The sequence below is a fragment of the Candidatus Nitrosopumilus sp. bin_32a genome, from assembly GCF_054095935.1.
Window position 1 is genome coordinate 63,845 of sequence record NZ_JBSWSN010000001.1, and the last position, 23,642, is coordinate 87,486.

The following is a 23,642-nucleotide window of genomic DNA, read 5'->3' on the forward strand; positions in this document are numbered from 1 at the left end:
TTTATTAAGAAATTACTACTGAAATATCATTGATTTTTCCTTAGAAGATACGTAATATCTTTAAGTTGATCATTTTTGTATGGAATAATTCTTTGTTTTTCAATGACTAAAGAACAATCAATTTTTTTAAACAATTCTGGAAGATTTTGTTTCCATAATGCATTTTTTTGATCTCTATATGGAACTTCAATTAATTGTTCTGAATAATATTCAAATCCGAAAATATATTTTTTTGATAAATTAATAATTTTTAGTAGTATATCTTCAATTGCTAATGGATTAACATGAATCAACATTGTTGCTGTAAAAACTAAATCATATTGATTTGATTGTGAATCAAATTCTTCTATACTTTCATTGTAAATTTTTGCTGATGGTAATTTTTCTTTAGCAATCTTTGCAGCATTTTGATTTACTTCGACACCTGAAATATTTTGAAATCCCATATTCTCTAAAATTGACAATTTTAATCCTCTGTTACAACCAACTTCTAAAATTGAAATATTTCTATCTAAATCATTGAAAAATTCTTTAAATATTTCTTCCTCTGTAAATCCAGTTCTATTTTTATAAGTCTCATTTTGAAATTTTTTCGTATTTATTCTTTCGACATACTTATTTCCAAATTCACCACTCCAAAGATTTTTCTGATTTACATTGTTTACATCAAAATTTTCCATTTTCTACAAATTATTTATAAAAATTAGTATTATTTTAAACTAAATTATTTGTATAATTTTCATTTTTTGATAGATTAATTATGTCTAATTTACTTCATAAATGAATGGATTCAGGTTATGCTTCTAAGATATCGTATATGTATGGGTATTTTTTCAAGCAATTTGGATTCTGGAAAACCTTGAAAGGGATTTTCTTTTATAATTATAGAATTTTAAAAAGAATTTCTTTAGATACTTCAAAAGAGAATACATTAACTATCAATGGATACAAATTTATAACAATTCCTAATGATAAAGGAATTTCTGAAGAATTATTGATGTTTAAAACTCATGAGCCTTTAAGTACAAAATTATTTGAAGAATTTTTAAAACCTGGAATGGTTTGCATGGATGTAGGAAGTAATATTGGATATTATGTTTGTTTAGAAAGTAAAATTATTGGTAAAGAAGGAAAAATAATTGCAATAGAACCCTCTCCACTTAATTTTAAATATTTACAAAAAAATGTTGAACTACAAGAAAAATCTAACATTGAATTATATAATTTTGCATGTGGTGATAAAGATGGAGAAATTAATTTTTCTGTTAGTAATCGTTCTAATTGGTCACGTGTTGTTTCTGATGATTTAGTTGATGCACCTCCAGATGCAATTATTGAAACTGTTACTATTCCAATAAAAAAAATTGATTCTTTTATAGATGAAAAATTAATTGATAAACTTGATTTTGTTAGGATGGATGTAGAAGGATATGAAAAAAATATTTTACAAGGAATGAAACAATCACTTCAAAAATTTAAACCATTAATACAATTAGAAATGCATTTGTTTATTATGGGAGAAGATGCTACTGGATCACTTTTTGATTTTTTTTCAGATTTAGGTTACCGAGTTTCTTATTATGTACCAAGAGAAATGGATGTACCAATTTTAGGAAATATGAACGATGTTAAAATTTATTCTTTTGATGATCTTAGAAAATTACTAAAATCTAAAAAATTACCCATGAATTTTATGTTATTTTTAAAAAATAAGAATCATAATTAGTCTAAATTCAGACCATGTGTATTTTGTATATGCGCAGTATTAAAAATTGCTTTTTTAATAATTGCACCATTAAACGTTGCACTAGCTAAATTAGCAAATCTAAAACTTGTTTTAGTTAATTTGGCATGTCTGAAATTGGTATCATAAAGATTTGCGTTGTAAAAATTAGTCTCTTTTAAATTTGAACCTCTAAAACTGACATATCTAAAATTTGTATTATAACAATTTGCAAAGCTCATATCTGTATTTGATAAATCTGAATTTGCTAAATTTGCATTACTCAAGTCAGCGTATCTTAAGTCAGCATCACTCAAATCAGCATTAGTAAGATTTGCATATCTAAGATTTGCATATCTTAAATCCATACCTTTGAAATTAGCTTCTCGTAGAAAAAATGATGGTTCTTTTAGTGATTTTGTGCATATGTGGCATGAACTCGAGTAAGATGGAATTGGTACAGCTAAATATTTCCATTTGTTTGATGTTTTTACTTCAAATTCGATAGGATTTTTTTCTAAGTGCTTTTTACACAAAAAGATTGGTAGTTTTAGTATGTCTTTTGATTTTTTAGTCTTTTGTTTTTTTTGAATCATTTTTCTCTAAAAACTCCAACATTTTCAATTATTAAAACATCCAATTCTGACTCTACAAATGTGTGAAGTGCATCATCAATATTTCCTACCACTGGTTCTCCATGTAAATTCAATGATGTATTTAATAATCCTCCTATACCGCTTTTTTTCTCAAATTCCTCAATCAAATTATGATATTCTGGATTTGATATTTTATTTACAAATTGTGGTCTTAAAGTAAAATCTGATGGATGAATAGCTGCAACAAGATCTTTTCTTGCTAATTTAGTACTTTCAAATGCTATAGTCATAAATGGTGAATTGATTTTTTTTGGATTTATTAAATAATCTTCGATTCTTTCTTCTTTAATTGATGGTGTAAATGGCATCCAAAAATCTCTATATTTAATTTGAGTATTAATTTTTCTTAAATTTTCTAAATTAGATGGATTTGCTAATATTGATCTATTACCTAACGCTCTTGGTCCAAATTCACTTCGGTTAGAAAAGCGTGCTACTATTAGATTGTTATTTAACATCTCAGCGATATCTTTGTTACTGATTCCTTTTTTTATAGAAAATTTTGATTCAATATCATATTTACAAAATGATTTTTCTAAATTTTCAATATCTGTTTTTGGTCCTAAATAATCATGCAATGGGGGCTCAAATGCATTTTGATTATCCAATTCTAGATACAAACATAATGCTGCCCCGATTGATTGAGATTCATCTCCACCTCCACCAGGAACAAACATTTTTTCTACTTCTGGAATTTGAGAAATTTCTTTATTGATTTTAATATTTAATGCTAATCCTCCACTCATTACAATTGTTTTTGAATCAAATTCTTTAATTGCATTTTTAATCCACTGCACCATCATTTCTTCAACATATTTTTGTAATGCACCAGCTATACCATCAAATCTATATCCTTCAAGTTTTTCTTTGAACCAATAATAGTTATCTGTAGGTTTTTCATTATACTTGAATTCTAAACCATCTACATACAATGTATTTTTAAAAATTTCATAAACATCTTTCATTTGATAATCTGTAGCATATGGTGCCAAACCCATTACTTTATACTCATGTTCATTTGGTTTCATTCCTAAATACAATGTCATGTTTCTATAGAGTCTAGCTAAATTATTATTAGAAGATCTAAATTTTGTAGCAATTTCATTTTGGTTTCCAATAGATATTGAACAATTACATCCATCACCCCATGCATCTGCAGTTAAAACTAGTACGTTTTTTCTGAATGGTGACATTAAATATGCATAATGAGCATGACCAGAATGATGATCAGTAAAAACTATTTTTTCTTCTTTAATCCCAAACTCATTTTTTAAATTTTTCTTTCTTTCATTCCTAAATTCTTCAAACCATTTTTCTTGATCTGATTCTTTTTCTAAAAATGAAAAATCATAGTATTCATTTTTTATTTTTTTAAAAAAATCAAAATAATTGACATTTTTATTTTCTAATAATTTTGGTTTCCAGTATACTTCGTTTTCTTTAACATAATCATGAATTGAAAAATTTTGATATCTTTTTGTGGCTTCAAACATTACAGGTAAATCTAAAGTTGCTGAGGCGATATAATCGACGTCTGTTTTTGAAATGTTTCCTTCACTGAGGCAATATTCTATAGCATTTTTAGGATATCCTTGTTGGTTTTTATTTCTAGTGAACCTTTCCTCACAACAGGCTGCAATTAATTTCCCATTTGAAATCAGTGCAGCAGAACTCATATGTCCTTCATTTATGCCTAAAATATTCAATCTAGTTTTCGATCTTCCTTATTATATTATTAATCTTTGACCTTATTTCATAATTATTTAGAAAAATATTGATATTTGAGAGAAATTCATCTTTTCCTTAGTATTTTGATGTGAATATTTTTAACCAGATAATACAACCAATAGATTAGTGAAAATTAACAAGAACGTAACTCTTCTATCTTCTAGATTAGATAATTTCAAATTTAATTTGAAAAGAGGAAAAGGTCATCTTTTTAGTTACATGTTAGATAGATTTCGTTGGCATATATATCCTAGAATTCACGTTGTAAGCAAATTTCCTACTCATATTGATTTAGAACTTTCAAATGCTTGTAATCTTGGATGTCCTATGTGTTACACAACAACTGATGAATTTAAATCTAAAATTAAAAAATCATTAATGGATTATGAATTATTTAAAAAAATAATAGATGAATGTACAAAATATGAATCACACTATTCTATTAGATTGAGTTGGAGAGGAGAACCCTTTCTTCACCCCAAAATAATTGATATGATAAGATATGCCAAATCAAAAGGTATCAAAGAAGTATCAACTTTAACACATGGTGGATTTTTAGATCCAGAAAAATTTGAAGAATTGTTAAAAATTGGTTTAGATTGGTTAACCATTTCTTTTGATGGTGTCGATGAAACATATGAACAAATAAGATTTCCATTAAAGTATGAAGAATCACTTGAAAAAATAAAAAAATATCATGAAATTAAGAAAAAATACAAATCTGTAAAACCTATCATTAAAGTTCAGGGAGTATGGCCTGCAGTTGCCAAAAATCCAGAAAAATATTTTTCCACTTTTGCGCCTATAACTGATCAAGTTGCATCTCCACCTTTACTTGATTATCTTAGAATGGATACTGATATAGAGTACATCAAAAATTTTACCTGTCCAGTATTATACCAACGCATGACTGTTGATGCAACTGGGGAAGTGAAATTATGTTTTAATGATGAGATGGGTACGGTAAATGTAGGTGATCTAAATAGTGAAACTGTTTATCAAGTATGGCATGGTAAAAAACTCCAAAAAGCTAGAGAAACTCATCTAAAACATTTGGGTGTAAAAGAACTTGATCCTTGTAAACATTGTTTCTATCCTAGAAAAACAGAAAAATCATCAAAGGAGATTGATGGTAGAAATGTTACATTTGATGGTGTTAGTAATAGGTCTCAAACAGTAGGCACTTGACTAATCACCATTTTTCACTTCTTCAATTAGTTTTAAACAATATGTGAGAGCCCATTCTCCCCCTTCGTAGTATTTCAAAAGATCTTGCATGTTTCTTGTAGTGTATTTTTTTTGAAACGCTATACAGTCCTTTCTTTTACTTTCTAATTGTTTAACAATTTCATCTATTTTCATATATTTACTTTGAAAAAGTCATATTAAATTTTAATTGTTAAATCATTTCCCAACTAATTGGTTCGTCTTTTGCAATGAATTTTTTTGTTTTTCGCCCAATTAAGTTTTCAAGGTTTTTAGGAGCTAATCCTGTACCTGGTCTTCTAATATCAATCATATCTGATGTAATTATAGTATCTTGGGGGATATCCATTAGAGATACAATACTCACTCTGTTATTTACAAGATTTTTTTCCTCAGATTCTGTAGGTCTTTTCTTTCCATCTCCCATCGAATTTTCAATTTTTTTAACTGATTTAATCAACTGTTCAAAATTTGAAGGTGTTAACGCATGTACGTCATCAGCTGATGGTTTGTTTAAATCATGACGAAAATGTTTTTCGATTAGGTTTGCACCTAATATTGCAGCAGCAAATGGAATATCTGTACCAATAGTATGATCTGAATATCCAACAGGTAAGTTAAATTCGTTTTTTAGCGTTTGTATTACATTCAAATTTGTTTCTTCTGGTTTTGCTGGATAATCTGAAACACAATGTAAAATAATTAAATTTTCATTACCTTCAGATAATATTGCATTTACTGAATCTTTTACCTGATCCATATTACACATACCTGTAGAAAGAATAATTGGTTTATCTAATTTGGCAATTTTTTTTAGAAGAGGTATATGACAGGCTAAATCTGATCCAATTTTGTAAATTGGCAATTCTAATTCTTCCATCAACTCTAAATCTTTGATGTGGCTTGGTGCAGAAAATACTGTGATGCTTTTAGTATTTGCATAGTCAACAATTTGTTTTTGAACATCTTTGGAGGGTTCAAATTTCTTGAAAAAATCATACTGGAGAACCTTGCCAGTAACATCCAAGTTAAAATAATTGTTTTTTGTTGTGATTGTTTCAGCCTCTAAAGTTTGGAATTTTATTGCATCTGCTCCAAATTCTACAGCTGAATCGATTAATCTTTTTGCTTCTTCAAAATTTTTAAAAAGTCCACCAATTTCTGCAATAAAATAACAAGGGTTTGAATCACCTACCATTCTTTTACCTAATTTAACATTCTTCACAACCAAACTTGGATCTTTATTCTAATAAATTAAATGAAAATCAAATTTTTTTATTAGGTGAGAAAATAGATTTCTTATGAAGGCAGTTATCCATCAACCATATTATTTACCATATCCGGGATTCTTTCATAAGCTTAGTCTTGGTGATGCATTTGTAATAATGGATGATGTACAATATGACAAACGATTTACAAATAGAAATAGAATAATTGCAACAAATAATTGGACATGGTTAACAGTTCCAATAAATAAAGAAAATAAATTTTCACCAAATTTAGAAGTTAAAATTAACAATGAAATAGATTGGAAAGATACGCATTGGAAAAAAATTTTTCACTCTTACAAAAATAGTTCCTTTTTTAATTTGTATAGTGATTATTTCGAAAATTTGTATAAAAAAGAATGGAATTATCTTTTTGAACTTGATTTTGATATCATTAAACAAATAATTAGTTGGTTGGGAATTAAAGTTGAGATTATTCGTGAATCTGAACTAAATATAAAATCTAATTCTACTCAAAGATTAGTGGATGTTTGTAAAAAAATTGGAGCAGACACTTATGTTTCAGGTATAGGAGGACATAATTACATTGATGACGAAATTTTTTCACAAAATAATTTGAATTTGGAATATCAAAAATACACTCATCCTGAATACCCTCAAAGAATGTCAAATTCATTCATACCAGATCTTTCAATATTGGATATGTTGTTTAACATAGGTCCTCAAACTATGCAAGTTATAACTGGAGAAATCAAGTTAGATTATGTCCAAACTTGATAAAAAAAATGTTGCAATTATACAAGCTCGATTTAATTCTACACGACTACCTGGAAAAATTTTAAAAACAATTAACAATAAAACTATTCTTGATTATGTGATTGCACAGTCGTTATCATCTGAAAATTTAGATGATGTCATTGTTGCAACAACTACAAATCCTTCTGATAAAATAATAATTGATTTTTGTAAAAAAAATAATTATATCTATTTTTCTGGTTCTGAATTTGATGTACTTGATAGATATTATCAATGTGCAAAAAAATTTAATTTAGATCCAATCATACGTATTACATCTGATTGTCCATTAATAGATCCAAATGTAATTGATATGTTGATAAATGAATTTAATCAAAATAAATACGATTATGTTTCTAATAATATCGAATTCAGTAATGGCAAGTGGATAGATTCTGCATGTAATTTTCCTCAAGGCATGACTGTTGAAGTTTCATCATTTAATGCTCTTGAAATAGCATGGAAAGATGCAAAAAAACCTTCAGAAAGAGAACATGTTTTCCCCTTTGTTCAATTTCATCCTGAAATATTTAATGTAAAAAATATCATATATTCTAGAAATCTTTCTAATATTCGATGTACAGTTGATAGAAAAGATGATTTAATTTTTCTTCAAGAATTAATAAATAGATTACCAAAAGATAATCCTATTACAATAAATGATATTGATAAAATTATAAACAATGAACCTAACTTATTAAAGTTGAATAATTATATTCCATTTGATGAGGGCACAAAACAATCATATGAAAAAGATAAAAAATTCAATAATGTCTGAAATGAAACAAAATCAAACTTTTGAAATTTACATTAAAGTAAATGGTGATTCAAAAATTGGAATGGGGCATGTTTATAGAACTCTTAACCTTGCAATGTCCTTAAAACAAAAACAAATTAAAATTATTTTTTTAACAAAAAATAAGATTGTACAACAAATGGTAAAGAAGAAATTTGATTGTAAGTTATTATCAAATGATATTGAAAAAGAAAAAAATACTATTTCAAAAATAAATTCTGATGTGATAATACTAGATGAAAAAGATGAAAACCCTGAAATTCTTAAAATTCTTAAAAAATCGTTTTTAAAAATATATGCAATAGATTATGTTGGAAAAAATAAAAATTTAATTGATGTTGGAATCAATATGTTATATCCTAAAAGTGGTGTAACAAAATATGCTTTTTCAGGATTAAATTATGCAATTTTAAATAAAAATTTTACACAAAAATATAAGATCAAAAAAACTGTTTCATCAATATTAATTCTTCAAGGTGGTGCTGATACACATTGTTTGATCCCACAAGTTATCAAATCCCTTAACTTAGTTAATCATAAATTCAGTATCACGGTAGTCGTGGGTCTTTCTTTTAGCTGTTGGGATGAACTTGAAATTGCCAAAAATAATTCTCAAAAACCTTTAAAGATCATTCATAATGTAAAAAATATGAGTTCGGTAATGCTAAAACATGATTTAGCAATAACTGCTGGTGGTATGACCCTTCTAGAATTAAGTAGATGTGGAATTCCTAGTATAGTTACTTGTGGAGAAAAACTAGAAGAAGAGACTGCTTTATTGATGCAAAAACATGGATTTGGAGTTAATTTAGGTTTTAATAAAAAAATTAATTCAAAACAATTAGTAGAATCTACATCTAATATGATATTGAACTATAAACTACGACAAAAAATGAATAAAGTTGGACCAAAATTGGTAGATGGACGAGGTGCATTTAGAGTAGCTGAATTGATAAGGACTGAATTAAATTGAATGTTCTAGTAGTTTCTGCTCATCCTGATGATGAAACAATTGGCATGGCTGGTACTCTTAAACAAATTTCTAAAAATCATAATGTCAAAGTTTTATTTTTATCTGAAGGAATTACTTCTAGAAGGACTTCTGGATATGTCAGTGTACCAAAATATGAAACTACTGATGATGAAATGAAGAAAATGGAAAAAGAAATTCAATTACGTAAAGATCAAGCAAAAAAAGCTCTAAAACTTTTAGGAGTTTCCAATATGAGATTTCTAGATCTTCCTAATTTGGAATTAGATCAAATCCCTCTACTCCAAATAACTAAAGAAATTGAAAAAGATATTCAAGAAATTGACTGTGATGTAATTTTCACTCATCATTATAATGATCTTAACATTGATCATCAAATTGCATTTAAAGCAAGCATAACTGCTGCAAGACCAGTTCCTACATCAAAAATTTCAAAAATTTTTTCATTTGAAATTCCTGCATCAACTGATTGGAATAGACCATATGAATTCAATCCAAATTTTTATGTAGATATTTCCAAAGAACTAGAACTAAAAGTGAAGGCATTAAAAGCTTACAAATATGAAATTAGAAAATTTCCACATCCAAGATCAAAAGAAGCTACTATTGCTGCTGCACAAAGATGGGGTTCTCTTGCAGGGTATAATGCTGCTGAAGCATTTGAAATTATTTTTAGCAGATCCAGCAAAATTGATAAGGATTTCTCAATACCCTAATGTTTTTTAGTTATTTTCAATATTTCATTTGCTAGTCTTGTAGATGCATTGCCATCTAATTTATAGAAAAATTCTTTTAGAAAATTGTTAATTTTTTCTTCAGAAATAGGATTATTTTCTAATGTGTTTTTAATAATACTATTTAATTCTAAAGGATTGTTACATTCAATTGCTATTTCTCTCTCTAAAAGAGGTCCTTTTTCTTGATTGTCAAAATTGCATAAAATAAGAGGTTTTTTGTTTAATAACACAAAAACCAATGCAGTTGAGTGACTAGCGTATGAAACAACTATATCAGAATCAACAATGAATTTTTGTGCATCTCCTTCTTGAAAAAGTGAAATATTTGTGTCAATTTCATTAATCATTTTTTTGTATTCTGAAAATCTATTGCTTGATGGGTGAATCTTAATTTTTAAAGAATATGTTTGGCTAGAATTTATTTTATTTATTATTGATTTAAAATTATTTTCATTTTGTTCCTTTGTCCACATCCCGTGTTCGTAAAATGCAATTGGGAGAAAAAGTATTTTTGTTTCTAATTTTTCTTCTTCTTTTGTTTTAATAATTTCTTTCATTACAGAATCATATATTGGATTGCCTGTCACTACTAAAGATTTTTTATCATATCCCATTTCTATTAATTTTTGTAAATTACTCTCACCTTCTAACCAATGTAGTGTATTTGCAAATTCTGGATATCCTTCATGACGTCCTATATTTAGAAAATATGTTAAAATATGTAATCCAATAAACAAAGATTTTATTTTGTTAATTTTACAAGCATTAAGAGTTTTAATCAAATATTTGAATTTATAGAAAAAAAATCTACCTCTTTTCATAAATTGCTTCTTAGTAATTTCATCATCACTTGGAACATTATCTTCAAAAACTCTGCTAACCATTGATTTCAACATAGTTTTTCTTTCTTTAATTATGCCTAGTCTACTGTAGATTTTTGATAAAACAGGAATATTTAGATATCTGGATGCCGACGAAATTGCATAATCTATAATTGAATATGTTGCTGCAGCATATACTAAATCAGGTTTTTCTTTTTGTAGTAGATCTATAAAATTTTCATAATCATGGAAATCTAAAATTACTTCATTATATTTTTTTAAAGTCTTTATTTTATTTGGTTGGTACACTACCCAAACTATTATCACATTAATTTTTTTCCTTAGTTCTGGTAAAAGACATCCAAATAGTAATGTTGTATCTGAAATAATATTTGGTTTAGTATGAATTGGAATTAAAATTTTTATTGAATCCATATTTTGATAAAATTACTTTATTTGAATAAATTAATGTTCTTTTATTGTATTATTTTTAATAATCTTTAATTATATTTCTAATTTAATAATAGGTCTTTAACAGAGAAATTGTGAAAATTCTAATCACCGGTGGTTCAGGGTTCATTGGTAGTCATTTAGCAGATTTTTTAATAAGTGAAAACCATCAAATTATTTTAGCTGTGAGAAGTGAACATAAGGCTCATAATATTACTCATTTACAAGAAAAAATCCAAATTGATAAAATAGATGTTTCAAATTATGATAAAATTGAAAGATCCATACTAAAACATAAACCTGATATAATTTTTCATCTTGCAGGGGAAACTTCCCACAAAAAATCATTTGAAACTCCTTTTGAAGATGTAAAATCAAATTCTATTTCCACATTAAACATTTTAGAAATAATTAGAAAATCAAATTTAAATTGTAAGTTTATTCTTGGGAGTACTTTTATTGTAATTGGTAAAAATGCAATGTTACCAATAAATGAAGAAACTCCATGCAATCCATCTACAATGTATGGCGCTCATCGACTTCTAAGTGAACATTATTGTAAAATTTATCATAACGTTTATGGTATTGACACAATTATTTTTAGAATAACAAATTGTTTTGGTCCTAGAGAACAATATAAAATTCCCAACAAAAATGCCTTAAATTATATGATTTACAATGCATACAAAAATAAAACAGTTTCAATTTTTAATGAAGGTAAATTTTTTAGAGATGTAATTTTTGTTTCTGATGTAATAAATGCATTAAGTGTAATCATGAAAAAAGGAGAATCTGGGAATGTGTATTGGATAGCTAATGGAGCAAAAACTTGGTTTTATGAAATTGGTAAGTGTTTAGAAGAATTTACTAACACCCAAGTCGAGTATGTACAATCACCTGAATATACTAGTAAAACTGATGTTGGTGACTTTTTAGTTGATAATACAAAACTATCTTCTTTAGGTTGGACTTCTAATGTAACTTTGAGAAATGGAATTAAAAAAACTCTAGATTTTTTCAAAGAAAATAATCTTTAAATTATTTTATTATTCTGATTATGCAGTATCTTTCAAAAGCATTTTGAATCCATTATAATACATTGAAAGATCTTTTAGACTTCTAGTTTGCAATAATTTTTTCCAAATGAATGAAGCTCTGAAATAATATTCTTTGTAAGCCTTTTTTGCCCAATATTCTAAATCTTCTGCAGATAATGCATCTGTTGTTAAAACAGGTGCCTTAATTCCACCTGCTCCTACACCTGCATACACAAACTTATCCCATGTGTCATCTAGTGTGATCATTCCTGATTTTACTGCTTCATCATAGAGTTTGTTGCCTGGAAATGGCATTGTAATTGCAAATTGAGCATATGTACAATCTAATTTTTTAGCAAAGTCAATTGTTTTTCTAATTGTTTCTGGAGTTTCTTTTGGCAAACCAATCATATAATATCCAACTGTTTCAATACCTGCATTGTGAGTCCATTTGATTGCATTTTCAGCTTGCTCTAATGTAGCTCTTCCACCTTTAATTTCTAAAATAAACTCCCCATGTTCTATTCCATAAGACATCATTCTACATCCTGCTTTTTTCATTGCAAAAAGCATTTCTTGATCTACCAAATCTACTCTAGTTTCTGCATCCCAAATTAATTTAAATCCTAATTTTTTTGGATCCATTGCTTCCATCAATTTCATAGTAGCTTTTCTATTTAATGACATTACATCATCATAAAATGTCAATTCTTCAATTCCATATTCAGAATGAAGATACTTGATATGTTCAACTACATATTCTGGAGATTGGTTTCTGAATTGTAATCCAAAACTATTTTCTCTATTACAATAATTGCAAAAGAATGGACATCCCCTTGACCACATAATACTACTCCATTTTTTCCCTGTACTTTTTGGAGGATGTGGGTGATACCCGTCTGGGAAATGAGGCATTTTATGATATGCAGGATACGGTAATGAATCCATATCTTTAATGTATTCTCTAGGCTGTGTTGGAACTATCTTTCCTTCTTTTCTAATAAATAACCCTGCAACTTCAGACAATGGTTTTCCCATAACAATTTCTTCAATTTGTCCTTCTCCCTCATCATAAACAATCACATCCAAGTCTAGACATTTTTTCATTGTAACATCTGCTAAAACTGCATGTGGTCCTCCTAAAACTGTTAAAATTTCTGGGTTAATCTTTTTCACTTCAGATGCTGCCATTAAAGCTGGATTAGCAAATGGGGTGAATGCACTAAAACCTACTAAATCCGGTTTTTTGTCTTTAACAACTTTTTTTACATCTTCGATATAATTTTCAGAGAAATTTCCATCTAGAATATCTAAAACATTCACATCAGGAATTTTTTCAATAACTCCTGCAAGATATGCTAAACCTAAAGGAGGCTGGGGATGAGGATCTGCGTCAGATCCCCCTTGAAGGGCATTTGAGCCTGTTGGGGGACGAGTCAATAAGATATTTTTATACTTCAATCAATTCACCACTTTCTTCATAATTCTCTTTTTTCATTAGTAAATAAATACATGATGCACTCTCCGTGAATCTATAGGTTGATTTTAGTAAAAAAGTCTATTTTTGATCAACTTCTATCTGACTAATCTCTTTGCAATTTTACTACTTATACAAAGAAAAACATTGAGTATACCTAACCCTTGGAATGATTTTTCTGGAACAGGAACACAATCTGAGAATTCTTTAATTACGTGAAAATCATCAACTATTGCTTTATTCTGAATATCACTCTGTTTTTTTTCTAAATAATCCTTATTATTTTTAATAAATTCATCAGCTCTTTTTTTCTCAGATAGCATCCCTTTTTTTTCATATACTTTGGTAACCCCAAAATCTATGAAATTTAAAAATGGACGCAATCTTGAAATTGTTTTTTTTGAAAATAATGTATTGACACAAATTAATCTGTTTTTTTCAAGAAGATAATATTTGAATGGACTCCATTTTGTTGTATTACTCCACTTGTGATATACAATTACTGTCGGAACAAAAAATGATTTAATATTTTGTTTTATTGCTCTCCATCCAAAATCTGTATCATCCAAATATGCAAAAAATTTTTCATCAAACAATCCAATTTCCTCAAAAACTCTTTTTGGAATAAATGCACAAGCTGTTGCAGGAAAATTTATTTCAATTTTTTTATCATATTGACCATTATCTATTTCCCCTACACCTCTAGCAAAACTAAATCCAAAAATGTTTATCATACAACCTGCAGAATTTATTTTATTTGGTTCATCCATTAATAGTAATTTCCCCTGATACATCCCATACCCATACTTTTCATAGTTTTTTAAAAATTCATTCAACCAATTTGAATTTACTTTTGTATCGTTATCTAATAAGACAACATGTTCACCATTGGCGATTTTAATCCCTGAATTCCTTCCAACTGATCCCAAATTTTCTTTATTTAAAATTAATTTTATACTTGGAAATTTTTTTTTTGCAAGAATATGACTATTATCCGTTGAAGCATTATCTACTAAAATCACCTCGTAGTTTTGATATTCTGAATTATACACTGATTGCAAACATTGAGATAGTAAATCTCCCCCGTTGTAATTTGTGATTATTATACTAATTAGCGGATTTTTGGAAGACAACTTTGTAATTTAATCTTAAATAGCTATAATTTTGTTTAAAAATTCTTTTCTACTCTATAGTCTAATTTTGCTACCTTCACCTAAAAGCAACATTTTCCCATTACTTTCTTCTGAATTTGATTGAATTTCTGAGTTTGATGCAATTATACTATTTTCAATTTTTGAATCAGTTTCAATTTTACAATTATTCATAATTATAGAATTCTCAATTTTACAATTCTTTAGAATACAGTTATTGCCAATACTTGCATTTGGTCCAATTTCTGAATCTATGACACAATTTTCCCCTATTATTACAGGACCAATAATCTTAGCCTCTTTAGAAATATGTGTATTTTTTCCTATCATGACATTTCCTGAAATTTCTGTTTGTTCGTCTTTATCACCTAAGAAAAATGGTTTCATATTTTTTAAAATTTCTGAATTTGCAAAGATTATATCTTCTGGAGTTCCCGTATCCTTCCAGTAATCAGTAATCATGTAATATTTTATTTTGTTTTTTTCAGAGAGTAACATTTGTAACGCATCAGTTATTTCTAGTTCATTTCTCCAAGATGGTTTTAATCTAGAAATAATTTCAAAAATTTTAGGTGTAAGAAAGTAAATTCCTGTTACAGCTAAATTTGAAGGCGGATTCTTTGGTTTTTCCATAATTTTTTTAATGGTTTTATCATCATTTAATTCTGCGATACCAAATTGAGTTGGATTTGACACTTTGCATAAAAGTAATGAAGCATCAACATCATCTTGTTGAAAATCCTTTGCATATTCGCTAATGTCTTTTTTAATTATGTTATCTCCTAAAAATACTAAAAATTTCTCATTTCCAATATAATTTTCACAGAGAGAAATTGCATGGGCAATACCTCTTGGTTCATCTTGTTCAATGTATGTAATATTAACTCCGAATTTTTCTCCTGCTCCATAATACTCCTTAACTTTATCAGATCCAATCCCCCCAATAATTATACAGACTTCAGTAATACCTGCATCTTTTATTGCATCTAAACAATATTCTGACATTGGTTTATTTGCAATTGGTAGCAATTGCTTGGGACCTGTATGTGTAAGTGGTCTTAAACGAGTCCCATGACCACCATGTAAAATTATGCCTTTCAACTATTAGAAAAATTAGAGAATCATTAGTTATCTAGTTTTCCATTCCGCCTTGGATAATTCCTTTGTTGATATGTTTACTATTAATTCTGGATTTTGGATATACCACTCAATTGTTTTTTTAATCCCATCTTCAAAATTGTTTTTTATCTTCCATTTCAGTTCTTTTTTAATTTTTGAAGAGTCTAAACTATATCTAAAATCATGACCCGGTCGATCTTTTGTAAATTTTATCAGCTTTTTGGGTTTTTTCATTATTTTTAGAATTGTATTCACTATTGTTAGATTATCCACTTCATTTGATGCAGAAATATTATACGACTGACCTGATTTACCTTTTAACAAAATATCAATAATTGCATTACAGTGATCTTCTACAAATATCCAGTCTCTTACATTTTTTCCATTTCCATAAATTGGGATTTTTTTATTTTTATTTGCCAAAGAAATAATTTTAGGAATTAGCTTTTCTAGTGATTGCCTAGGACCAAAATTATTTGTGCATCTGGTAATGATGGCTTTACATCCGAATGTAGTTACATATGATTTTACTAATAGTTCAGCTGCAGCTTTTGTAGATGCATAAGGACTAGATGGATTATATGGAAAATTCTCTGTTGCAGTTTGATTCTTTAAACTTCCAAATACCTCATCTGTTGAAATTTGAATCAATGTTTTTTTATATTTTTTAATTGCTTCTAGAATAGTATACGTTCCAACATAATTTGATTTGATAAATGATTCTGGGTTATTGATACTTCTATCAACATGTGATTCTGCCGCAAAATTAATTACAAAATCATTTTGAGAAATTAATTTTCCAATTAGATTTGCATTGGTAATATTTCCTTTAACATATTGATAATTTTCATCTTTTTTAATTTGGTCGAGATTTTTTTTATTTGAACCAAAACTTTCTGCATCTAGATTGGTGATTTTCCATGTGGGAAATCGTTTTTTAATAATTAATATGAAATTACTTCCAATAAACCCCAATCCACCAGTAACTAATATTTTCAATTTACCACTTTGATTTAATACGACTTATAATTAAACTCTAAAATATCTGTGAATTTATTAAATTCAATACATGCACGATTTTCTCTTAATATTTTATAATGGTATTACTTTAGATTGACTATATGAAAAATAACTCCATCGATTCTATTAAATTAGAAAAACATCTAACTAAAGATATTCATGATCAGCATGTAAATGGTTCTTTAACTGTAATTTGGAGAGACTGGGATAGAATCATTGAGGATATCCCTAAAATGATCTATATCACTACTGTAAAACCTGGTGAAATAAAAGGCCCTCATTTACATCTTAAACGAAATAGTTACTTTACATGTATTCGTGGAAAAGTTGTATTTATTGCAAAAGATAAATCTGGAAATTATGTAGAGATTGAATCAAGTGAGGAATCTCCCGTTTTAGTTCAAATCCCACACGGATATCCTTCAGCTCATATTAACATCGTTGGAGAAGAGTCAACTGTATTAACAATCGCTGATCTTGCATGGAAACCCGATGATAATGAAATGACTAATGTTTCATTTGATGATTATGATTGGAATAAATGGATTAAGAATTGACCTCAGAATCAGAGATTATAATTCTACTGGACAATTCTTTGAATTTACAAAAACTGAAAGAAATAATTTTAATTAAAAAATCATTAAAAATAATCTCTTTTGATTATGCCACTCATAAACTATTAAAAGAAAATTTAATTCCTCATATACCATCTGATACTTTTCTTAAATCTTCAGATTTTGAAAAACTACAAAGATTATCTCACCAATTCTCCCAATGGGCGCTAGATGATTTAATTTCTCAAGAATTAGAATATGAAGGAGTGAATATTGGTCATTTATTTTATAGGGATTTTCAACATTCTCTATTACCAATTTTAAAAACTTTTTATGAAATTTTTAGAATAACAGAATCATTAAAAAATCATTCATATGTCGTATCATCATCACTTTTTCAATACGTGACAATATTTTCTAATAAAATTGAAAAATTCGATGATCAAAAAAATGATAATCAACAATTACTTAATCAATCAATCAAATATCAATTTAATTTTGCAAACACTGAATTTTCATTCGAATTATCTAGAAAGAATTATCGCTCAATCAAAAATTTTTCTGAAAAAATTATTCACAAGTTTTTTGGACCAAAAAAAGATTCATTACTTACTAACGTGTTATTGGTAGAATTTGATCCAATTAAATATGAACAATTATTTGTTGATTCAAAAAATTCATCTGTATCATTATCATTATACAATAGAAGACGACCTTCCATATGGAATAAAAAATCATATTCAATCATCAAAAATTCAAACTCTCAGATTTTATCTCCTTTAATATTAAATCCATCAGTTTTATCTGAAAATCTAAAAAATACATTCCAAGTTTTTAAGAAAAAGATTGATAATGTTTTAAATGATGAAATTTTTTTTAATAATTATTTTTCACTAGATGGAATTTCTTTTTGGTCAATTGTTAAACCAATACTGAAAGAATTTTTTAAACAAAGACTTGAAGAGAATATTAATGAAATTCAAATTGCAAAAGGAATTTTTGAAAAAATATCTTTTAGCTCACTGTTAATTCAAAATGAATCTGGATTTACAGAACAAATCCTACTAAATTTTGCTCTAAAAAAGAATATCCCTGCCTTCTTAATTAGTCACGGCTTAAGTTATGAAACTCTAAATCCACAATATGCTGAAAGGAGAATTTTTGATGGAGTGGATCCTATTCATTCTTCAAAATATTTGGTTTGGGGTCAAAATCAATTCATGTTTGCAAAAAATTATGGTGTTGATGAAAAAAAATTAAAAATTATTGGTAGTCCTTCACATGATTTGTTATTCACTAAAAATCAAAAAAAATCAAAAAATGACTATGTGTTACTTGCTACGTCATCTCCAACTGCCAGTATCATAAAAGATTTAACAATTGACACTTTAGAAAAATATGAGAATGTAATTAGAGACATTTGTGAAGTTGTAACTAAAAATGGAAAAAATCTTGTAATTAAGCTTCATCCATTCCAAGAAGAGCTTGATATAACTAATTTAGTAAATTCTATAAATCCTAAAATCAAAATTATCAAAACAGGAGATATTACAGATTTAATTAAAAACTGTTCAATTTTTCTTACAATTGATATTTCTACAACTATACTGGATGCTCAAATCTTTTCTAAACCTGTGATTTCAATTTCTGTTAAAAATTATGACTGGGGAATTCCTACTATCTTTGAATCTGATTCTTGTATTAGAACAAATATGGATTCTTTTGAAAAAATTTTTTCAGATATACAAACTAATACTAATTTACAAGAAAAAATGATAGATCATGGTTCTAAATTTATTGATGATTACTTATCCTTTCAAGGAAATAGTTCATTGGAACTCCTAAAGTTCCTCCAATTACCTAATGATGAGAGAAATGAAGAACAAGTATTATAAATCATAAAATTTTGTTTCTAACATGGATGATCTTTTAGATGTAAATACTATTTCAAGAGATGGAGATCAAATTACATTAGACCATGATTATTCTGTAATTCAAAACCATGTTAAATCAAAAAAACCAGTAATTATCAGAAATCTATTATCTGTGGATGAAGCTTCAAAAATACGAAAATATGCTACTCAAATGGGAAAATCACAACCGCCATCATCACCTAAGATATCTGAAAAGTCTCCAAATTATCATAGAATTGATAATAATGAAGAAAAATCTCAAATAAAATGTATTTTACATTTACATGCTTTTTTTTATTGGAATGAGGAATCTAAACCCGTAAAAAATTATTTTAAACGATTATTTCGATTGAGAAATATTTTATCTGATTTACCAGAAGAATATGCCCTGTCAGATATCACTGATGGCTATATTTCCCTTCCACTAGTACAACATTATCCTCGAGGTGGTGGATATATGCAGGAACATCAAGATCCTGATAATGGTCAAAAAGTAGTTGTCAATACGATTCTTAGTGAATGTCCAAAAGATTATGAAACTGGTGGTTTGTTTTATCGAGACAATGATGGAAAAAAAATCTATGTTGATAAAGAGCTTAAACCAGGAGATGCATTCGTTTTTTATCCTACTTTATCCCATGGAGTTGACCCTGTTGATAAAAATGTAGAATTGAATTGGGACAATGATGATGGAAGGTGGATGTGTTTTTCTACCTTAGTTACAGCCTCTAGTTTAACTGGAGAAGATTCATCGGGTGCAGCAAAACCAGTTTACAATAATTAAACAAACAAGGTTTTCAAATCTTCTTTTAAAGTATCGCTTATTAACTGTCATTTCATTCTAAAATTATGTTTGAAAATAAAACAATATTGATTACTGGAGGAACTGGTTCTTTAGGACAAGCTCTTACCAAAAAACTTCTCACTTTGCCAATTAAAGGAATTAGATTACTAAGTAGAAATGAAAGTGCTCAAGTTGAAATGCAGAGACGTTTCATTGAACATGAAAATAAATTGAGTTTTTTTATTGGTGATATTCGTGATTACCCGAGATTAACTCGTGCACTAGAAGATGTTGATATTGTTTTTCATACGGCAGCATTAAAACATGTGCCTGTAATAGAGTATAATCCTTTTGAAGCTGTTAAAACAAATGTTATTGGAACTCAAAACGTTATAGATGCTTGTTTAGAACAAAATGTTGAAAAAGTAATTGGAATTGGAACTGATAAGGCAGTATCCCCTCTTAACACGTATGGTGCTTCAAAACTTTTAATGGAAAAAATTTTTGTAACTGCAGGAAATTTCATAAATCCTGAAAGACACAGAACAAAATTTATCACATTAAGATATGGGAATGTTTTTGGCAGTAGTGGCTCAGTTGTTCCATTATGGATAAATCAAATAAAAAACAAAGATAAAGTTTCAATTACTGATATTCAAATGACTCGGTTTAGTATGATGATGGATGAAGCACTTGATTTTATTCTTTCAGCTACAACATTAGGTAAAGGTTCTGAAATATTTGTACCAAAAATTTTAGCATATACCATAATGGACTTAAAAAATTCTTTAACTGAATTATTAGGTGATTCTGAATTTGATGTTACTGGAATAAGATCTGGTGAGAAACTTCATGAAATCTTGATAAATCAAGATGAAATGCGATACACTTGGGAATTTAATGATAATTATGTGATATTCAATCCAATGCAAAGTGAATCTGAAATAAAAGAAAAATATCCTGGGATAAAGAAAGTAGAAAATGTCCCTGAATTTTCATCAAATATAGCTGAAAAAATACCTATTAATAGACTGAAAGAATTAATTTCTGCATCAGGTTTATTATAAAAAATGTTTTGTAAAGAATGTGTTTTTTAATAATGAATAAAATTATTGAGTAGTGAAAAAATGGTACTAGATATTTCGAAATCTAAAATATTAAAAGAGAAAGGAATCCCTTTACTTCCTGCATTAGCACAAACATTTAGCAAATCCCCAAGTAGTTTTGTAGAGGGATTATATCCTGTATATGCTGATAGTGCAAATGGTTCTACCATAACTGATGTTGATGGTAATGAATACATTGATTATTTGATGGCCTTAGGACCTATTGTTTTAGGATATAATTTCCCTGCCGTAAATACAGCAATTTCAGATCAATTAAAAAAAGGAATAATTTTTTCATTACCACATTATACTGAAGTAAATGCAGCTGAATCATTAAAACGAATAATTCCGTGTGCACAAATGACACGATTTACAAAAACTGGATCAGATGCAGTCACAGGAGCAGTACGTGCATGTAGGGCAATTACTAACAAAGAAGTAATTCTATATTGTGGAAGTGGGGGCGTATGGGATGATTGGTATTCTATACTAACAAATAGGAATCAAGGAATTCCAAAATTTAATAAAAATCTTGTAGCAAATTTCAATTATAACGATATTGGAAGTCTTGAAGATCTTTTTGAAAAATATAAAAATAATGTTGCAGCAGTAATTATGGAACCTTCTGTTTTTGATAAACCTGAAAATAATTTTTTAAACAAAGCTAAAAAAATTACTCACGATAACGATGCTCTTTTTGTATTTGATGAAATCCTAACTGGATTTAGAATGTCAAAAGGTGGTGGTCAAGAATACTTTGATGTAATTCCTGATATTGCTACATTTGCGAAAGGAATTGCAAACGGTATGCCTTTGGGAGCCATTGTTGGAAAATCTGAATATATGAGAATATTTGATGATGTGTTTGTATCCACTACTTATGCAGGTGAAGCATTATCGCTGGCAGCATGTGAAGCAACTGTAAAACAATTTGAACAAAATGATGTTTGTGGCCATATGTGGAAACTAGGTTCAAAAATAAAAGATAATTTTAATTTATTTTCAAAAGAATTAGGAATTGATGCCAAATGTATTGGATTTTCTCCAAGATTAAAACTAATTTTTAATGATTCTGAAGAAAATGATTCATTATTGTACAAAAGCTTCTTTTTACAAGATCTCATTGAAAATGGAATTTTTATGCATCCAAACACAATCTTATTGTCATATTCACACACTATGGAACAAATTGACTACACCTTAGAATTCATTCATAAATCAATGAAGAATCTCAAATCCGCAATTGAAAATAATGAAGTAGAAGCAAAACTCAAAGGAAATATTGCTAAATCTGTAATTCATAGATTGGAATAGCAGTTATTGATTACATTTTAAAATCTCAAATGATAAATTCATTGAAGAAATACCGTTTTCCAAACTAATGATTTCTGATTTTTTATGATCTCTAATGCATCCTATTACGTGATTTAATTCTTCAACATACATATCATTAATTGATTCATTTGATGAAATGATTTTTGATGAATTTGATTTTGATTCAAAAATTTTAACGATATTTTCTTCCAGCGACCATTCTAATGTTGCATTTTCAGTCAAAATTTCTAATGTTCTTTTGTATTTTCTTCTAACAAAATCCATATGAATTGTACTAAGAATATTTCCAGGAAATTTTAGTATGACATCACATATAGCTTCTGCATTAGATGGAAGAATATCAGTTAATACAAAATTCGCTTGAATAGATTCTGGTTTTCCAAAAATCCATACTAAGTAGTCTAATTCATGAGAACTATCTAGAATAATACCTCCTCCCATTTCTTTTTTTAGAGTGTAACTTTCTTTGAAATCTTGATTTGGTCTCCAGTCTGGGAGATATTGACCAAAATAAGCTGAAGCGTGAAGAATTTTTCCAAATTCTTTTGTAGAAACCAGATTTTTGATATAATTCAATCCTTTGTTAAATCTAAAACTATACCCAACAAAAACTAGAAGATCTTTTTCATTTCTTATTTGAATTAGTTCATCAAATTTTTCTAAATTATTTGATAGTGGTTTTTCGATAAATACGTTAGAATTAGCTTTTAGAGCTCTAATTGCAAGACCAACATGTGTAATTGGTGGAGTACAAATAATGACACAATCATAAGTAGTTGAATCCACAGATTCTTCTGTTGCTATCACGATATTTTTCATTTTTAAATCTGCTAGTTTAGATTGATCTTTATCAAATACCTCGATCAAATGATTATTTGAGATATTTTGAAGATTTTCAATATGTCGCTGGCCTATAGAACCACATCCCAAAATCAATATCTTCATATCTATAATCCTCAGATCTGTTTATTTATAAATTGAATTTTAGTGTCTTTGGTTGAAAGATTTTAACTA

23 protein-coding genes are annotated in these 23,642 nt (G+C 27.9%); 12 read left to right on the plus strand and 11 right to left on the minus strand.

Annotated elements, in window-relative coordinates:
• Nucleotides 1-26: 26 nt before the first annotated feature.
• Nucleotides 27-680 (minus strand): pseudaminic acid biosynthesis-associated methylase, encoded by a 654-nt coding sequence (locus ACW9XH_RS00325; protein WP_457758662.1) that lies wholly within the window; start codon nt 678-680, stop codon nt 27-29.
• Between the two features lie 104 nt (nt 681-784).
• Between ACW9XH_RS00325 and ACW9XH_RS00330 the strand changes: the two genes are divergently transcribed.
• Nucleotides 785-1,726, plus strand: coding sequence for an FkbM family methyltransferase (locus tag ACW9XH_RS00330; protein WP_457758663.1), 942 nt, complete (start codon nt 785-787; stop codon nt 1,724-1,726).
• On the opposite strand, the gene ACW9XH_RS00335 is transcribed toward ACW9XH_RS00330, so the two are convergent.
• Nucleotides 1,723-2,319, minus strand: a complete 597-nt coding sequence (locus ACW9XH_RS00335; protein WP_457758664.1) for a pentapeptide repeat-containing protein — start codon at nt 2,317-2,319, stop codon at nt 1,723-1,725. The genes ACW9XH_RS00330 and ACW9XH_RS00335 overlap by 4 nt on opposite strands.
• Nucleotides 2,316-4,085, minus strand: coding sequence for a carbamoyltransferase C-terminal domain-containing protein (locus ACW9XH_RS00340; RefSeq protein ID WP_457758665.1), 1,770 nt, complete (start codon nt 4,083-4,085; stop codon nt 2,316-2,318). Before ACW9XH_RS00340 ends, ACW9XH_RS00335 begins: the two co-directional genes overlap by 4 nt.
• 148 nt (nt 4,086-4,233) lie before the next feature.
• Here ACW9XH_RS00340 and ACW9XH_RS00345 point away from each other — a divergent pair, with 148 nt between their 5' ends.
• The gene (locus tag ACW9XH_RS00345; protein ID WP_457758666.1) at nt 4,234-5,295 is read left to right on the plus strand and encodes a radical SAM/SPASM domain-containing protein; all 1,062 of its coding nucleotides are present in this window, start codon (nt 4,234-4,236) and stop codon (nt 5,293-5,295) included.
• Here ACW9XH_RS00345 and ACW9XH_RS00350 read toward each other — a convergent pair whose 3' ends face one another.
• Together ACW9XH_RS00350 and ACW9XH_RS00355 are read right to left on the minus strand one after the other, a co-directional pair.
• The gene (locus ACW9XH_RS00350) at nt 5,296-5,469 is read right to left on the minus strand and encodes a hypothetical protein (protein ID WP_457758667.1); all 174 of its coding nucleotides are present in this window, start codon (nt 5,467-5,469) and stop codon (nt 5,296-5,298) included. It lies immediately after the preceding gene.
• 37 nt (nt 5,470-5,506) lie between these two features.
• Nucleotides 5,507-6,538 carry an N-acetylneuraminate synthase family protein gene (locus ACW9XH_RS00355; RefSeq protein ID WP_457758668.1) on the minus strand — a complete coding sequence of 344 codons (1,032 nt, stop codon included), beginning with the start codon at nt 6,536-6,538 and terminating at the stop codon, nt 5,507-5,509.
• A gap of 76 nt (nt 6,539-6,614) precedes the next feature.
• On the opposite strand from ACW9XH_RS00355, the gene ACW9XH_RS00360 reads away from it, so the two are divergent.
• From ACW9XH_RS00360 to ACW9XH_RS00375, 4 genes are read left to right on the plus strand one after another with little or no spacing between them, the layout of a single operon-like run.
• Nucleotides 6,615-7,319 (plus strand): WbqC family protein, encoded by a 705-nt coding sequence (locus ACW9XH_RS00360; protein ID WP_457758669.1) that lies wholly within the window; start codon nt 6,615-6,617, stop codon nt 7,317-7,319.
• Nucleotides 7,306-8,115, plus strand: coding sequence for a cytidylyltransferase domain-containing protein (locus tag ACW9XH_RS00365; protein WP_457758670.1), 810 nt, complete (start codon nt 7,306-7,308; stop codon nt 8,113-8,115). The genes ACW9XH_RS00360 and ACW9XH_RS00365 overlap by 14 nt, the downstream gene beginning before the upstream one ends.
• The gene (locus tag ACW9XH_RS00370; RefSeq protein ID WP_457758671.1) at nt 8,108-9,106 is read left to right on the plus strand and encodes a PseG/SpsG family protein; all 999 of its coding nucleotides are present in this window, start codon (nt 8,108-8,110) and stop codon (nt 9,104-9,106) included. Before ACW9XH_RS00365 ends, ACW9XH_RS00370 begins: the two co-directional genes overlap by 8 nt.
• Complete coding sequence (locus ACW9XH_RS00375; protein WP_457758672.1) at nt 9,103-9,840, plus strand: PIG-L deacetylase family protein; 738 nt, start codon at nt 9,103-9,105, stop codon at nt 9,838-9,840. Before ACW9XH_RS00370 ends, ACW9XH_RS00375 begins: the two co-directional genes overlap by 4 nt.
• On the opposite strand, the gene ACW9XH_RS00380 is transcribed toward ACW9XH_RS00375, so the two are convergent.
• Nucleotides 9,837-11,117, minus strand: a complete 1,281-nt coding sequence (locus ACW9XH_RS00380) for a hypothetical protein (RefSeq protein ID WP_457758673.1) — start codon at nt 11,115-11,117, stop codon at nt 9,837-9,839. The two genes, ACW9XH_RS00375 and ACW9XH_RS00380, sit on opposite strands and share 4 nt — an antisense overlap.
• 110 nt (nt 11,118-11,227) lie before the next feature.
• On the opposite strand from ACW9XH_RS00380, the gene ACW9XH_RS00385 reads away from it, so the two are divergent.
• Nucleotides 11,228-12,169 carry an NAD-dependent epimerase/dehydratase family protein gene (locus ACW9XH_RS00385; protein WP_457758674.1) on the plus strand — a complete coding sequence of 314 codons (942 nt, stop codon included), beginning with the start codon at nt 11,228-11,230 and terminating at the stop codon, nt 12,167-12,169.
• A gap of 18 nt (nt 12,170-12,187) precedes the next feature.
• On the opposite strand, the gene ACW9XH_RS00390 is transcribed toward ACW9XH_RS00385, so the two are convergent.
• The 4 genes from ACW9XH_RS00390 to rfbB form a co-directional block, all read right to left on the minus strand.
• Nucleotides 12,188-13,630, minus strand: coding sequence for a B12-binding domain-containing radical SAM protein (locus ACW9XH_RS00390; RefSeq protein WP_457758675.1), 1,443 nt, complete (start codon nt 13,628-13,630; stop codon nt 12,188-12,190).
• Nucleotides 13,631-13,744: 114 nt separating this feature from the next.
• A complete protein-coding gene (locus ACW9XH_RS00395; protein WP_457758676.1) occupies nt 13,745-14,779 on the minus strand; it encodes a glycosyltransferase family 2 protein in 1,035 nt (344 codons plus the stop codon).
• Between the two features lie 54 nt (nt 14,780-14,833).
• On the minus strand, nt 14,834-15,898 hold the full coding sequence (locus tag ACW9XH_RS00400; RefSeq protein WP_457758677.1) for a glucose-1-phosphate thymidylyltransferase: 1,065 nt from the start codon (nt 15,896-15,898) through the stop codon (nt 14,834-14,836).
• 27 nt (nt 15,899-15,925) lie between these two features.
• Nucleotides 15,926-16,915 carry a dTDP-glucose 4,6-dehydratase gene (gene rfbB, locus ACW9XH_RS00405; protein WP_457758678.1) on the minus strand — a complete coding sequence of 330 codons (990 nt, stop codon included), beginning with the start codon at nt 16,913-16,915 and terminating at the stop codon, nt 15,926-15,928.
• Nucleotides 16,916-17,037: 122 nt separating this feature from the next.
• On the opposite strand from rfbB, the gene ACW9XH_RS00410 reads away from it, so the two are divergent.
• From ACW9XH_RS00410 to ACW9XH_RS00430, 5 genes are all read left to right on the plus strand, one after another.
• Nucleotides 17,038-17,493 (plus strand): WxcM-like domain-containing protein, encoded by a 456-nt coding sequence (locus ACW9XH_RS00410; protein WP_457758679.1) that lies wholly within the window; start codon nt 17,038-17,040, stop codon nt 17,491-17,493.
• On the plus strand, nt 17,490-19,385 hold the full coding sequence (locus ACW9XH_RS00415) for a hypothetical protein (RefSeq protein ID WP_457758680.1): 1,896 nt from the start codon (nt 17,490-17,492) through the stop codon (nt 19,383-19,385). Before ACW9XH_RS00410 ends, ACW9XH_RS00415 begins: the two co-directional genes overlap by 4 nt.
• Nucleotides 19,386-19,407: 22 nt before the next feature.
• Nucleotides 19,408-20,187: a hypothetical protein gene (locus ACW9XH_RS00420; RefSeq protein ID WP_457758681.1), complete on the plus strand. Its 780-nt coding sequence runs from the start codon at nt 19,408-19,410 to the stop codon at nt 20,185-20,187.
• Nucleotides 20,188-20,252: 65 nt separating this feature from the next.
• Entirely contained in the window at nt 20,253-21,254 is a 1,002-nt protein-coding gene (locus ACW9XH_RS00425; RefSeq protein ID WP_457758682.1) for an SDR family NAD(P)-dependent oxidoreductase, read from the plus strand.
• A gap of 60 nt (nt 21,255-21,314) precedes the next feature.
• Complete coding sequence (locus ACW9XH_RS00430) at nt 21,315-22,607, plus strand: aminotransferase class III-fold pyridoxal phosphate-dependent enzyme (RefSeq protein WP_457758683.1); 1,293 nt, start codon at nt 21,315-21,317, stop codon at nt 22,605-22,607.
• A 3-nt stretch (nt 22,608-22,610) separates the two neighbouring features.
• Here ACW9XH_RS00430 and ACW9XH_RS00435 read toward each other — a convergent pair whose 3' ends face one another.
• On the minus strand, nt 22,611-23,573 hold the full coding sequence (locus tag ACW9XH_RS00435) for a Gfo/Idh/MocA family protein (protein ID WP_457758684.1): 963 nt from the start codon (nt 23,571-23,573) through the stop codon (nt 22,611-22,613).
• Nucleotides 23,574-23,642: the final 69 nt, after the last annotated feature.